This window comes from Dechloromonas denitrificans (assembly GCF_020510685.1).
GTDB lineage: Bacteria > Pseudomonadota > Gammaproteobacteria > Burkholderiales > Rhodocyclaceae > Azonexus > Azonexus denitrificans_A.
Window position 1 is genome coordinate 3,670,054 of sequence record NZ_CP075185.1, and the last position, 12,857, is coordinate 3,682,910.

A 12,857-nucleotide genomic window follows, 5' to 3' on the forward strand; every position below is an offset into this window, starting at 1 on the left:
CAGCCCCTTGCGGGGCCATGTGCCATTCACAAACGGTGATTTTACTCGCCTATTCGACCGAGAATCGCACGCGCCTGCTCAACCAGATCGACCGGCCCCTCAGCCACCACCTCCTGAAGCAATTCACGCGCCCCTTCGAGATCGCCCATTTCCTCGTAGGCTTTCGCCAGATCGAGCTTGGTGTTCACTTCTTCCCACTGGGAATCCTGAACGGGAGCTTCTTCTGGCGACGTCTCAACCGGTTTCGGTTCGGCTTCCGGTTGCACCTCTAGTGCCGGCTCGGCCGGCTGGCTAACCACCTCGACGGGCGCTTCGGCCGCCAGATCAAGGTTGATCGAGCCAATGTCGAAGTCCGTCGGCATCATCGGCTGACCGAGGAAGACGGAATCAGTCAACTTGACGTCGAACTCAAGCGAATCGGCATCGAGTACACCCGTATTAACCACCGTACTGGCCAGTTGCGGATTGTCGAAATCGACCTCCTCGGCCAGCGAATTCGGGGCAACCACCGTTTCAGTCGCCGAATTTTCGTCATTTTCGATATTGGCGCTAATCGGATTGATCGAGGTTTCAGTCGCCGAGGAGTCCATATCCAGGTCGAAATCGACCATCGGCGGCTCTTCCTGATACGGCGGCTCGGCAGCAAAAGCGCTGGCCGAAGTATCGCCACCAACATAGGTGCTGGCTGCATCGATGCCTGATGGCATGACCAACGTACCCTCAGGCGAGAAATCGTGAGCATCTTCGCCGGCCACTTCCGGCAGAGCGAACTCTTCGGCCACCGGCAAATCGAAATCGACGTCATCGACCTTCAAGTCATCGGCCACCTGCAAGTCGCTGGCTGATACGTCGGCTTCCTCCGGCTCAGGAGCAGGAGCCGGCGCTTCCACACCCAGATCGAAGTCCAGCGCATCGTTGGCATCCACCGCCAACGATGTATCGACCGGCTCTTCGGCATCCAGTTTGACTTCCGGCGCCAACTCGGGGGAACCGAGGTCGAAATCAAGGCTCATCAGGTCGGCATCGGCTGTCAGATCGGTCGTTTCCGGTTCGGCAGCAACTTCTGCAACCGGCTCGACCTCAGCCAACTCCGACAATAGCAGCGTGTCTGTTTCAAAATCATCGGCCGGCGGGGCATTTTCCGGCAACGGCGCCACCGCGGCCAACTGGGCCAATTCACCGGGCATGGCCAGCGTTGCCTTGCCGGTTTTATCCGGCGCAACGATCATCGTGGCATCCGGATCGAAAGACTCTGTCTGCCCGCGCGAACCGGAATACAGCGGGTTGGCCGGATCAAGGCCGACACCCAGCGCAGCAACTTTTTCCCAATCGGCACCTACGCCACCAGTCTGGGCATACAACTCGCTGGCCAGCGTCTCGAACTGCTTGAGACTGCGCCGGTTGGCATAGATTTCCAGGAGCTTGGCATGAATGGCCGTACGCTGCGGGTCCTTCTGCAAGGCCTCGAGCAAGATTTCTTCGGCCTGGGTATCACGGCCATAGGCCATGTACACATCGGCTTCGGCTACCGGATCAACCTCGTCGGTATCGATCGTCCCCGGCCCCGTCTGGCTGAAATCGCCAGTTTGCGGCGCGGTGTTCCCGGTATCGACACTCTGACCGCCGGTCATCCGGAAGACGGAGTTGGGGCCAAGGCTTGACGGCCCCGGCGCAGCGGTCGTTTCGAGAGACGAAGGCTCGCCGCGCCGACGCTTGTAGAAGAAGTAGCCGGCGAGCAAGGCCAGGATGCCGCCACCGCCGACCAGCGGTAGAGGATCGCCCAGCAGCGAATCGAGGAAGCTCGGCTCCGGTTCCGGTTCGGGCGCCGGTACTGGCGGCGGCACAGGCGCTTTCGGTGACGGCTCAACCGGCTTGGGCGCCTCAGACCGCTTGGTCTCGACCGGCTTCGCCTCTTCAGCTGCCTTCGGCGGCTCGACCGGTTCGGCCGGTTTCGCCACCTCGGCCAACTTCGGCTGTTCGAGCGGCTTTGCCGCTTCGACGACTTTCGCTGGCTCGGCTTGCTTCGGCGGTTCGACCGGCTTAATTTCTTCCTTCTTGGCTGCAGTCTGCTGCTGCAATTCCGCCAGCTTCTGATTCTTCATTTCGACGAGTTTCTGCAACTCGAGGACATTCTTCTCAAGCAGCGCCAGACGATCCTGCGCTTCCTTGAGCGCCTTGCCCTTGGCAATCTTGTCCGCTTCGCTGTCGGCCGCAGCCTTGCTGGCTGCAGCGCTGGTTGCCGCCAATTCGGTCGGCGAAACCTTGAGCTGATCCTTGCCCTGCTGGGCCGGCGCAACCTTCTCTTCGACCTTGGCAGTAATCTTTCCGGAACTCGACTGGCTTACCGACTCTTCCTTGGCCGATGCCTTGGCAGTCGTGGCGGCAAGCTTCTGGCGATAGGCATTCCAATCGGCAGCTTGCGCGACATAAATCTTTTTCGCCTCGGCATCGGACACGGCTTCGACCGCTGCTCGCTCGGGAATGCCGAGGATGGCGCCTGCCTTCAGGCGATTGACGTTATCACCAATGAAAGCGTCGGGATTTTTCTGAAACAGCCCGACCAGCATCTGTTCGAGCGAAACACCGTCATGCTTGGTTTCGGTAGCGATCTTGCGCAACGTCTCGCCCGGACGGACGACTCTCGTCCCCGCAGCATCAGCCTTCTGCGGCTCGCTCGCCACTTTCGGCGCCGGCGCGGGTCGGGTGCCGGTCCTGGCCGGTGCCGGCCGTTCGACCATCGCCCCGCCACCTTGCACGGTCTCGACAATACGCGCCTCGGCAACCGGACGCGACGCCTGTTTCACCGCAATTTCGGGCGGATCGAGCAGGAAGGTATATTCGCGGACCAACCGCCCGGCGGGCCAGTTCAGTTCGACCAGAAAGTCGAGAAAGGGCTCGTTGACCGGCTTGAACGACGTCACCTTGACCACCGCCTGCCCATTGGGCCGCTTCTCGATGGCAAAGCGCAGATCGAGCAGCACCGAAGCGAAGTCAACGCCGGCCTGGCGGAAAGCATCCTGTGGCGCCAGACGCGCCGTCATACCGGAAAGTTCGTCGCGGTTCGCACCGATCTCGACCTCGGCCCGCAGGGGCTGGCCCAGACCGGACAACACAGTGAGTTTTCCGAGACCCGCAGCCTCGGCGATCCATGGTGCGAAGGACAAACAAGAGGCGACTGCAAGTGCAGCCGCCCGCTTTTTGAATTTGGAGCAATTCGTTTCGTTCACAGCGAAACCTTGAGCGTCGATTTTGGGACTTTCAAATTAACATCATGGACTTAGCAATGCAAGCTAAACCTGCTTCTCATAGGCGACTTTTGGCATATTCCCAACAAATAAAAACCGGGATGGCAATCCCGGTTTTTGATCCGCTTCGCCAACTTCGCAAATCAGGCGTCGAGCAAAATCCGCAACATCCGCCGCAACGGCTCGGCAGCCCCCCACAGCAGTTGGTCGCCACAGGTGAAGGCGGCGAGATACTCCGGGCCCATCGCCATCTTGTGCAGACGACCGACCGGCACCGTCAGCGTGCCAGTAACAGCAGCCGGCGTCAGTTCGCGCTCGGATATCTCGCGCTCGTTGGGCACGACCTTGGCCCACGGATTGGCCTTGGCGAGCATGTCGGAAATTTCATCCAGCGGCACGTCCTTCTTCAGCTTGATGGTCAGCGCCTGACTGTGGCAGCGCATGGCACCGATGCGCACGCACAGGCCGTCGATCGGGATCGAACCGGCCGTACGGAAAGCCGGCTTGCCGAGGATCTTGTTGCACTCAGCGCCGCCCTTCCACTCTTCCTTCGACTGGCCGTTCTCGTAGGGCACATCGATCCACGGGATCAACGAACCGGCGAGCGGCGTGTTGCGGAAGTTCTTTTTCGGGAAGGCATCCGAACGGATGGTTTCGGCGACCTTGCGGTCGATGTCGAGAATCGCCGAAGCCGGGTCGGCCAGCAGATCGGCGACGGACGAATGGATGGCGCCCATCTGGGAGATCAGCTCGCGCATGTTCTGCGCGCCGGCGCCGGAAGCGGCCTGATAGGTCATCGAGGTTGCCCATTCGATCAGGTCGTTCTGGAACAGGCCACCGAGGCCCATCAGCATCAGGGAAACCGTGCAGTTGCCGCCGATCCAGTTTTTGCCACCCTTGGCCAGCGCGTCCTTGATGACGGGCATGTTGACCGGGTCGAGGACGATCACGGCGTCGTCGGCCATGCGCAGCGACGAGGCGGCATCGATCCAGTGACCGTTCCAGCCGGACGCACGCAGCTTGGGGAAGACCTCCTTGGTGTAGTCGCCGCCCTGACAGGTAATGACGATTTCGCAGGCTTTCAGCGCCTCAATCGAGGAAGCATCCTGCAACGGCAGCGAGGCTTCCTTGCCGCCGAACACCGGCGCTTTGCCGCCGGCGGCGGAGGTGGAGAAATACACCGGATCGATATGGGCGAAATCGCCCTCTTCGACCATGCGCTGCATCAGCACGGAACCAACCATGCCACGCCAACCGACCAGACCAACCTTCTTCATGTCATCACTCTCCGAGTCAAACCTGTTTAACGCGCCGGGGCGCTTTTGGTATTACGCCAGCGCCGCCAGCACGGCGTCGCCCATTTCCCTGGTCCCAACCTTGTTGGTGCCGCGTTCGTAGATATCGCCGGTGCGATAGCCTTGCGCCAATACTTTTTTGACCGCATTCTCGATGCGGAGTGCCGGCTCTTCCAGAGCGAAGGTGTAGCGCAGCATCATCGCCGCCGAAAGGATCGTGGCCAGCGGATTGGCGATGCCTTTGCCGGCGATGTCCGGCGCCGAACCGTGCGACGGCTCGTAGAGGCCCTTGTTCTTGTCGTCCAGCGAGGCGGACGGCAGCATGCCGATCGAGCCGGTGAGCATCGAGGCTTCGTCGGACAGGATGTCGCCGAACATGTTGCCGGTAACCATCACGTCGAACTGCTTCGGCGCCTTGACCAGCTGCATCGCGGCATTGTCCACCAGCATGTGGCTGAGTTCGACATCCGGGTAATCCTTGCTGGTCTCGATCATCACGTCGCGCCAGAGCTGCGTGCATTCGAGCACATTCATCTTGTCGACCGAACACAGCTTCTTGTTGCGCTTCTGCGCCGCCTGGAACGCGACATGGCCAATGCGGCGGATTTCCGATTCGCTATAGACCATGGTGTTGAAACCGACGCGCTCGCCGTTTTCTTCACGGATGCCGCGCGGCTGGCCGAAATAGATATCGCCGGTCAGTTCGCGGACGATCAAGATATCCAGCCCGGCAACGACTTCCGGCTTCAGCGTCGAAGCATTGGCCAGTTCCGGATAGAGGATGGCCGGCCGCAGGTTGGCGAACAGGTTGAGGTCCTTGCGGATGCCGAGCAGACCACGCTCCGGGCGCTTCTCACGGGGCAGCGCATCCCACTGCGGGCCGCCGACTGCGCCGAGCAGCACGGCATCGGCTTCGCGGGCCAGCTTCTGGGTTGCCTCGGGATAAGGAACGCCGGCCGCATCGACCGCTGCGCCGCCGAGCAAAGCCTCTTCCATCTCGAACTTGAGGTCGAGGGAGTTCAGCACACGCACTGCCTCGGCAGTGATTTCGGGACCAATGCCGTCACCCGGCAGAACACAAATCTTCATATTTTTAGGATCCAGTGGTTAGGATTTAGGATCGAGCCAGAAGCCTTGCCAGTCGGTAATGCTGACTGATAGCTCAAACCCCTAATAACTAATGACTAACTAAACAGCCAGGGCTGGTTAATACGACGTTTCTCTTCAAATTCGCGGATTTTTTCGGCGTGACGCAGGGTCAGGCCGATATCGTCCCAGCCATTGATCAGACATTCCTTGCGGAAGGCATCGATCGAGAAGGGAATGCCGTAGCCGTCCGGACGAAGCACCACCTGCGCCTGCAGATCGACGACCAGCTTGTAGCCGGGCGTCGCTTCAACCTGCTTGAACAAGGTCTCGATCTCGGCGGCCGACAACACGATGGGCACAATGCCGTTCTTGTAGCAGTTGTTGAAGAAAATATCGGCAAACGACTCGGCGATGATCGCCTTGAAACCGAAATCGAGCAGTGCCCACGGCGCATGTTCGCGCGAACTGCCGCAGCCGAAGTTGGCACGGGTCAGCAGAACCTGCGCTCCCTGATAGCGGGGCTGGTTGAGCACGAAATTCGGGTTCTTCGGGCGCCCCGAATTATCCTGACCGGGCTGCCCGACATCCATGTAACGCCACTCGTCGAAGGCGTTCGGACCGAAGCCGGAACGCTTGATCGACTTGAGAAACTGCTTGGGGATGATCGCATCGGTATCGACGTTGTTACGGTCGAGGGGGGCCACCAAACCTTCCAGACGAACAAATTTATCCATTACTCCACCACTTTCTGCACAGCTTCACCCGATTTCTTGAGGGCACCGCCGACGACTTCTCCAGTTTTGTTCAAAGCGCCACCGACGGCCTCGCCACCTTTATGCAGCGCCTCGCCGGTCACCTCGACACCTTGCTTGACGTCCTTTTTGACGCCCTGCGCCGTGTTGCAGGCTGCCAGCCCGCAAACCATGAGTGCGATCAATAAATTACGCATGGCGAGTCCTTTACAGAACTTCCCGCACATCGGCAAAGCGGCCGGCAATCGCTGCCGCTGCGGCCATCGCCGGACTGACCAGATGGGTACGCCCACCCGGACCCTGGCGGCCTTCGAAATTGCGGTTGGACGTCGAAGCGCAGCGTTCGCCCGGCTCCAGACGGTCGGCATTCATCGCCAGACACATCGAGCAGCCTGGCTCGCGCCACTCGAACCCGGCGGCGACAAAAACCTTGTCGAGACCTTCATCCTCGGCCTGGCGTTTGACCAGCCCGGAACCCGGCACTGCAAGGGCCAGCTTGATGTTGGCGGCGATATGGCGGCCCTTGAGCACCGATGCCGCTTCACGCAGGTCTTCGATGCGGGAATTGGTGCACGAGCCGATGAAAATCTTGTCGACGCTGATCTGGCTGATCGGCGTATTCGGGTTCAAGCCCATGTACTGCAGCGCCCGCTCCATGCCTTCGCGCTTGACCGGGTCCGGCTGCTTGGCCGGATCGGGAACGACGGCATCGATGGCGACAACCATTTCCGGCGAGGTACCCCAGGTCACTTGCGGACGAATGTCTTCAGCCTTCAGGGTTACGACGTGATCGAACTGGGCGCCGGCATCGGAATGCAGCGTGCGCCAGTAGGCCACCGCCTTGTCCCAGGTCTCGCCCTTGGGCGAGAAGAGGCGGCCGCGCAAATAATCGATCGTCGTGTCGTCGACCGCAACAAAGCCCATCCGCGCGCCACCCTCGATGGCCATGTTGCACAAGGTCATTCGGCCTTCCATCGACAGACCGCGAATGGCGCTACCGCCGAATTCGATGGCGTAACCGTTACCGCCAGCCGTGCCGATGGTGCCGATGATGGCCAGCGCCACGTCCTTGGCCGTAACGCCCTTGCCGAGCTTGCCATCGACGGCGATCAGCATGGTTTTCGATTTTTTCTGCAGCAGGCACTGGGTCGCCAGCACATGCTCGACCTCGGAAGTACCGATGCCATGCGCCAGACAGGCGAAAGCGCCGTGCGTCGAGGTATGCGAATCGCCGCAGACGACGGTCATGCCGGGCAACGTCGCGCCGTTTTCGGGGCCGACGACATGGACGATGCCCTGCTTCGGATCCTTGAACGGGAAATAAGCCAGCGCCCCGACTTCGCGGATGTTGGCATCCAGGGTTTCGACCTGCTGGCGCGAAACCGGGTCCTTGATGCCTTCTTCCCAGTGGTCGGTCGGCGTGTTGTGGTCAGCCGTCGCGACGATGGAAGAAATCCGCCAGGGCTTGCGGGCAGCCAGTTTCAGGCCCTCGAAGGCCTGCGGACTGGTCACTTCGTGCACGAGGTGACGATCGATATAGAGGAGGGCCGTGCCATCAGCTTCCTGATGGACCACATGGTTCTCCCAGAGCTTGTCGTAGAGTGTCTTCGCCATGGAACGCTTCAAATTGGCCGTAAAGCGTTGAATTATGGCACAGGATGGGCGCCTTTTTCCTAGCCGGCGGCGTCGACCGCGGCAGTCTCGCGCACCCAGCGCCAGACCAGAAACAGCCCGATCAGGGCAAAAACCGAACTGAGCGCGAAAGTCCACCCCGCCCCCCAGTCGTCCCAGGTCCAGCCGCTGATCAGCGCCCCGAGCAAACCGCCCGCGCCAAACGACAGGCTGGAGTACAAGGCCTGCCCTCGGCCCTGTGCCCGCCCGGGAAACCATTCGTTGACGGCGGCAATGGCCGAGGCATGGTAGGCGCCAAAGGTCAGTCCGTGCATCAACTGCACGACGACCATAACAGCCATCGATTCGACCCCCCAGCCCATCAGCAGAAAGCGCAAAACTGCTACGGCAAAACTGGCGAGCAGAATGTCGCGCAGCGAAAAGCGCCGGGACAGCCGCGCCATCAACATGAAGACGACGATCTCGGCGACCACGCCGAGCGACCACAAGCCGCCCACCTCGGTCTTGCTGTAGCCATGGCCGGCCAGATGGATCGAGTAAAAAACGTAGAACGCGCCATGCGCCGCCGACATCGCGAAACAGGCCGCCATCAGCGCCCTGACTTTCGGTTGGCGGAGGATTTCGGCAATCGGCTGCCCGTCGCGGACTTGCGGCGCTTCATGCACTTCCGGCAGAACGCCGGCAAGGACCAGGATGCCGAGCAGAATGCCCCAGCATACCCAGAGCACGCCAACCGGCGGCGCCATATCGAGCAAGGCGCCGGTTCCCATCACGGCAACGATGAAGCCGATCGACCCCCATAGCCGGATGCGGCTATAGCGTCCGCACTCCTCGCGCAGATGGTCGAAAGTCAGCGTTTCGACCAACGGCAGCGCAGCGCTCCAGAAAAAAGCCAGGACCGCCATGGCGACCAGCATGGTCGGCAGTCGATCAAGCCAGAAAAAGGCGGTGAATCCGGCCAGGGCGATCACCCCGGCGAGGCGAATGATGGCCATGCGCCGGCCGAAGCGGTCGGCGAGCCAGCCCCAGAGATTGGGACCGAACAGGCGCATCAACTGCATCTGCGACATCAACAGGCCGATGTCCCAGGCGGAGAAATTCAGGGATTGGAGATACAGCCCGAAATAGGGCGAAAACGCGCCAATGAAGGCGAAATAGAAAAAGTAATAGCCGGAAAGGCGCCAGTAAGGCAAAGCATGCATCCGGCGATTTTACCGGATGCCGCGTCGGGCACCGGCGCTAATCAGGCCTTGGCAGACTGCTGGCCGGCGCGAAAAGCGAGCAGCAGGTGGTAAAGCTCGTCCTTCAGCTTGACGCGCTGTTTCTTCATGTCCTCGAGCGTGAAGTCGGCCACCGGCATGTCCTGCTCTTCGAGATCTTCAACCTTGCCGGTCAGCCGGGTATAGCTGGCGAACAGCGTGGCGAAATGCGCGTTGCCGGCACTCAGGACATCGATCGCATCCTTCATGTCCGGAAACTCCTGGTGGAGGTCGTGGTGATCAACTTGCATTGCAGTCTCCCATTTAGACTTTCCGCTCGAACAGCGGCAAAAGATGAACTCTTACCCAATTACTCCGGGAATACGCGGCGTCTGACAGGCCACATCGCCACACTGTGCCCGATGACGCAGGGCGTGGTCAATCAGCACCAGGGCCAGCATGGCTTCGGCGATCGGCGTGGCACGAATGCCGACACAGGGGTCGTGCCGACCCTCGGTGGCCACCTCGATGGCCTTGCCGTGAATATCGATCGAACGGCGCGGCTGGGCGATCGACGACGTCGGTTTGATCGCCATGTTGACGACGATTTCCTGACCGGTCGAAATACCGCCAAGCACGCCACCGGCGTGATTGCTGGCGAATCCTTGCGGGGTCATTTCGTCGCCGTGCTCACTGCCCCTCTGGGCAACGGAGGCAAAACCGGCCCCGATCTCGACGCCCTTGACGGCGTTGATACCCATCATCGCATAGGCGATTTCGGCATCCAGGCGATCATAGACCGGCTCGCCCCAACCGGGCGGCACGCCGGTCGCCGTGACGGTGATCCGCGCACCGACGGAATCGAGCGATTTGCGCAGGCTGTCCATGTAGTTTTCCAGCTCCGGCACGATCGCGGCATTCGGGGCGAAGAAAGCGTTGTCGTCGATGTCGTCGGCCGCCACGAAAGGGATCTCGATCGGCCCGAGGGCGCTCATCCAGCCGCGAATGCTGACGCCGTAACGTTCATGCAGCCACTTGCGGGCGATCGCCCCGGCCGCGACGCGCACCGCGGTCTCCCGCGCCGAGGAGCGGCCGCCGCCGCGATAGTCGCGAAAGCCGTACTTGTGGGTGTAGGTGTAATCAGCATGACCGGGCCGGAAAGTGTCGGCGATATTGCCGTAATCCTTGCTGCGCTGATCCTGATTGCGGATCAACAGGGCGATCGGCGTGCCGGTCGTCTTGCCTTCGAAGACGCCGGAAAGAATCTCGACGGCATCCGGTTCGCGGCGTTGCGTCACATGGCGCGAGGTGCCCGGCTTGCGGCGATCGAGCTCGCCCTGGATATCGGCCGCACACAGGGCCAGGCCCGGCGGGCAGCCATCAACGACACAGCCGATTGCCGGACCGTGCGATTCGCCGAAGGAAGTGACGGTAAACAGAGTGCCAAAAGTATTGCCGGACATGGGAAGCAAGGATCTAAAATGGAATCAGGAGTCTACCATGCCAAGCAAAAAGCCCCCCGTCGCACCGCTGGCGACAGCCAAAGCCACCACCCGCCCACCGCTCCGCAAGGACACTTCGCCGGCCACGGCGAACGCCCGGCAACAGCCGGACAATCGCTGGCAACGGACGAAACGTTACGGTTGGGACAGCCGCTGAGGCGGCACCAACAAAAAAGGCAGCCGAAGCTGCCTTTTTGCCGAAGCAAGCCGGTCAGGCCTGGGCTTCGTCCGGCCAGTTCTTGATGTAGCTCTTCAGCATCTTGTTCTCGAAACTCTGCTCTTCGAGCACGGCCTTGGCGACATCGAGAAAAGAGATGACGCCCATCAACATGTTGCCCTCGAGCACCGGCAGATAACGCGAGTGCTTTTCGATCATCAGGCGGCGCAAATCATTGGCTTCCATATCCGGGAAAGCCGTCACCGGATCCTTGACCATCACTTCGCCGACGGTTACGCCAACGACGCTCGAGCCGTGCTGCTTGAGCGCCAGGATGATTTCGCGAAAGGTCAGCATGCCGGCCATCTTGCCGCCGTCCATGATGACCAGCGAACCGACATCGAGCTCGGCCATGGTATCGGCGGCCGAAGCCAGCGACTGTTGCGGCGTTGCCGTGTAGAGCGTTCCGCCCTTGAGTTGAATGATTTCACGCACCTGCATTGAAGTCTCCCGGGCAAGCATTTTTCGATTGATCGGGTCGATCTTAGAGCATGACTCCGCTTTCGCAAAGGCCAATCGCCGAAACCCTCACCAGCAGAACGAAGAGCAAAAACAGCCGGTCGGGCACGATAATTTTCCAGCGTCGGGACATAAATATTTATGGCATATGTACTTGCATAACGTCATAACCAGTTATAGACTTCATATATTACCTAAGTCATATATCGCTAGGATGCTTGGGTAAGCTGATAACACTAGCGTGTGGAGATTGGACTATGACTTCCGTCAAAACTATCGAGAAAGTCGACGCTCGTGAAATTCGTCGCAAACTCGGCCTCAACCAACAACAATTCTGGTCCACCCTGGGCGTGACCCAAAGCGGTGGCTCACGCTACGAAAGCGGCCGCAACATGCCGAAGCCCGTGCGCGAACTGCTGCGCCTGGTGCACGTCGAGCAGATCGACATCAAGTCGATCAAGCGCGAAGACTGGGAAGTGCTGGATTACCTGAAGTCGCAGGAACCGGAACTGTTCAAGTCGCTGAAGAAATCGGCGCGCAGCCGCGGCAAGAAAGCGGCCTGAAAAACGGCCTGAAAAGGCCGGCGACCGCAGTAACGGGCATTACGGGGAAACCATCACCCGGATGCCCGTTTTTTCATGGATTTCGCTGGCGAAAGCCGCCAGCTCCTCGGCCGACAGACGACTCAGGCGCGGCGCCGCCGGTTGCAGCGACGGCCGGGCCAGGCCATAGAGGTGGACACCCTGCAGTTGCTCGGCCAGCGGGGCCAGCAGCGCGCAATAGGCCTGTCGCGCCGCCACGCCCGGCGACTCGCCATCGAGCGCGAACCAGCAGGTCTGCACCCAGGTCGGCGCCAGACCGGCACACAGTTCGAGATTGCGGGCGATTTTCTCCGGCAGCAGCGGCACCCCATTGACCACGGCGACATCGGCCGTCTCGGCGCGATCGATCTTGAACCAGACCTCGCCCCCCAGTTCGGCCAATTGCCGGATGCCGGCCTGAACCTCGGGACGATGCAGCAGACTGCCGTTGGTAATCAGCCGGAGCATCAACTTGCCGCGCAGCTCGAAATGTTCGAGCTGCGCCCCGACCCGGTCGACCGCTGCGGCAAACTCCGGGGCGCTGGTCGGCTCGCCGTTGCCGGAGAAGGCGATGTCCATCAGGCATCGCGCTTCCGACGGCACCTGGCGCTGCATGAAGTCGCCATGCAGCGCGTCGTCGAGAAACCCGGCCAGTTCGCGCTCCAGGCGGTCGAGATCGATCGGCGGCGGGCCGCCGCGCGTCAGGTTATCGACCTGGCAATACAGGCAGGCCCAGTTGCAGGCATTGTTGGTGTTCAGATTGATGCCGATCGACACGCCGCCGGCGCGGCGCGACACGACCGGATAAACATAGAGCAGGCCGGCGCTGTCCCGGCGGTGATCGTCTGTGGTGAGCATGGGGCATTGTATAATCCGCGCCCGCCTT

13 protein-coding genes are annotated in these 12,857 nt (G+C 60.9%); 2 read left to right on the plus strand and 11 right to left on the minus strand.

All coding sequences use genetic code 11. The annotated features are described in order from the left end of the window. Positions 1-41 precede the first annotated feature (41 nt). The 9 genes from KI611_RS17560 to aroC form a co-directional block, all read right to left on the minus strand. The gene (locus KI611_RS17560; protein ID WP_226416944.1) at positions 42-3,113 is read right to left on the minus strand and encodes a FimV/HubP family polar landmark protein; all 3,072 of its coding nucleotides are present in this window, start codon (positions 3,111-3,113) and stop codon (positions 42-44) included. A gap of 275 nt (positions 3,114-3,388) precedes the next feature. After that, positions 3,389-4,522 carry an aspartate-semialdehyde dehydrogenase gene (gene asd, locus KI611_RS17565; protein ID WP_226416945.1) on the minus strand — a complete coding sequence of 378 codons (1,134 nt, stop codon included), beginning with the start codon at positions 4,520-4,522 and terminating at the stop codon, positions 3,389-3,391. Positions 4,523-4,573: 51 nt separating this feature from the next. Continuing rightward, positions 4,574-5,629: a 3-isopropylmalate dehydrogenase gene (gene leuB / locus KI611_RS17570; RefSeq protein ID WP_226416946.1), complete on the minus strand. Its 1,056-nt coding sequence runs from the start codon at positions 5,627-5,629 to the stop codon at positions 4,574-4,576. Between the two features lie 95 nt (positions 5,630-5,724). Next, a complete protein-coding gene (gene leuD / locus KI611_RS17575) occupies positions 5,725-6,363 on the minus strand; it encodes a 3-isopropylmalate dehydratase small subunit (RefSeq protein WP_226416947.1) in 639 nt (212 codons plus the stop codon). Further along, positions 6,363-6,578 (minus strand): entericidin EcnAB, encoded by a 216-nt coding sequence (locus KI611_RS17580; protein WP_226416948.1) that lies wholly within the window; start codon positions 6,576-6,578, stop codon positions 6,363-6,365. The genes leuD and KI611_RS17580 overlap by 1 nt, the downstream gene beginning before the upstream one ends. 10 nt (positions 6,579-6,588) lie before the next feature. Then, the gene (leuC, locus tag KI611_RS17585) at positions 6,589-7,995 is read right to left on the minus strand and encodes a 3-isopropylmalate dehydratase large subunit (RefSeq protein ID WP_226416949.1); all 1,407 of its coding nucleotides are present in this window, start codon (positions 7,993-7,995) and stop codon (positions 6,589-6,591) included. A 59-nt stretch (positions 7,996-8,054) separates the two neighbouring features. Continuing rightward, positions 8,055-9,215, minus strand: coding sequence for an MFS transporter (locus KI611_RS17590; RefSeq protein ID WP_226416950.1), 1,161 nt, complete (start codon positions 9,213-9,215; stop codon positions 8,055-8,057). A gap of 41 nt (positions 9,216-9,256) precedes the next feature. Beyond that, positions 9,257-9,523, minus strand: a complete 267-nt coding sequence (locus KI611_RS17595; RefSeq protein WP_226416951.1) for a YdcH family protein — start codon at positions 9,521-9,523, stop codon at positions 9,257-9,259. A 51-nt stretch (positions 9,524-9,574) separates the two neighbouring features. Next, entirely contained in the window at positions 9,575-10,675 is a 1,101-nt protein-coding gene (gene aroC, locus KI611_RS17600) for a chorismate synthase (protein WP_226416952.1), read from the minus strand. 37 nt (positions 10,676-10,712) lie between these two features. On the opposite strand from aroC, the gene KI611_RS17605 reads away from it, so the two are divergent. Next, positions 10,713-10,871, plus strand: a complete 159-nt coding sequence (locus tag KI611_RS17605; RefSeq protein WP_226416953.1) for a hypothetical protein — start codon at positions 10,713-10,715, stop codon at positions 10,869-10,871. A 54-nt stretch (positions 10,872-10,925) separates the two neighbouring features. Here KI611_RS17605 and KI611_RS17610 read toward each other — a convergent pair whose 3' ends face one another. Next, a complete protein-coding gene (locus tag KI611_RS17610; protein WP_226416954.1) occupies positions 10,926-11,372 on the minus strand; it encodes a CBS domain-containing protein in 447 nt (148 codons plus the stop codon). A gap of 275 nt (positions 11,373-11,647) precedes the next feature. Between KI611_RS17610 and KI611_RS17615 the strand changes: the two genes are divergently transcribed. Then, positions 11,648-11,953, plus strand: a complete 306-nt coding sequence (locus KI611_RS17615) for a helix-turn-helix domain-containing protein (protein ID WP_226416955.1) — start codon at positions 11,648-11,650, stop codon at positions 11,951-11,953. A 39-nt stretch (positions 11,954-11,992) separates the two neighbouring features. On the opposite strand, the gene KI611_RS17620 is transcribed toward KI611_RS17615, so the two are convergent. Then, positions 11,993-12,829, minus strand: a complete 837-nt coding sequence (locus KI611_RS17620; RefSeq protein ID WP_226416956.1) for a radical SAM protein — start codon at positions 12,827-12,829, stop codon at positions 11,993-11,995. Between the last annotated feature and the right edge of the window lie 28 nt (positions 12,830-12,857).

Coding starts and splice junctions, on each gene's coding strand:
- asd (WP_226416945.1), bottom strand. CDS start 4,522: ATGAAGAAGGTTGGTCTGGTCGGTTGGCGTGGCATGGTTGGTTCCGTG.
- leuB (WP_226416946.1), bottom strand. CDS start 5,629: ATGAAGATTTGTGTTCTGCCGGGTGACGGCATTGGTCCCGAAATCACT.
- leuD (WP_226416947.1), bottom strand. CDS start 6,363: ATGGATAAATTTGTTCGTCTGGAAGGTTTGGTGGCCCCCCTCGACCGT.
- KI611_RS17580 (WP_226416948.1), bottom strand. CDS start 6,578: ATGCGTAATTTATTGATCGCACTCATGGTTTGCGGGCTGGCAGCCTGC.
- leuC (WP_226416949.1), bottom strand. CDS start 7,995: ATGGCGAAGACACTCTACGACAAGCTCTGGGAGAACCATGTGGTCCAT.
- KI611_RS17590 (WP_226416950.1), bottom strand. CDS start 9,215: ATGCATGCTTTGCCTTACTGGCGCCTTTCCGGCTATTACTTTTTCTAT.
- KI611_RS17595 (WP_226416951.1), bottom strand. CDS start 9,523: ATGCAAGTTGATCACCACGACCTCCACCAGGAGTTTCCGGACATGAAG.
- aroC (WP_226416952.1), bottom strand. CDS start 10,675: ATGTCCGGCAATACTTTTGGCACTCTGTTTACCGTCACTTCCTTCGGC.
- KI611_RS17605 (WP_226416953.1), top strand. CDS start 10,713: ATGCCAAGCAAAAAGCCCCCCGTCGCACCGCTGGCGACAGCCAAAGCC.
- KI611_RS17610 (WP_226416954.1), bottom strand. CDS start 11,372: ATGCAGGTGCGTGAAATCATTCAACTCAAGGGCGGAACGCTCTACACG.
- KI611_RS17615 (WP_226416955.1), top strand. CDS start 11,648: ATGACTTCCGTCAAAACTATCGAGAAAGTCGACGCTCGTGAAATTCGT.
- KI611_RS17620 (WP_226416956.1), bottom strand. CDS start 12,829: ATGCTCACCACAGACGATCACCGCCGGGACAGCGCCGGCCTGCTCTAT.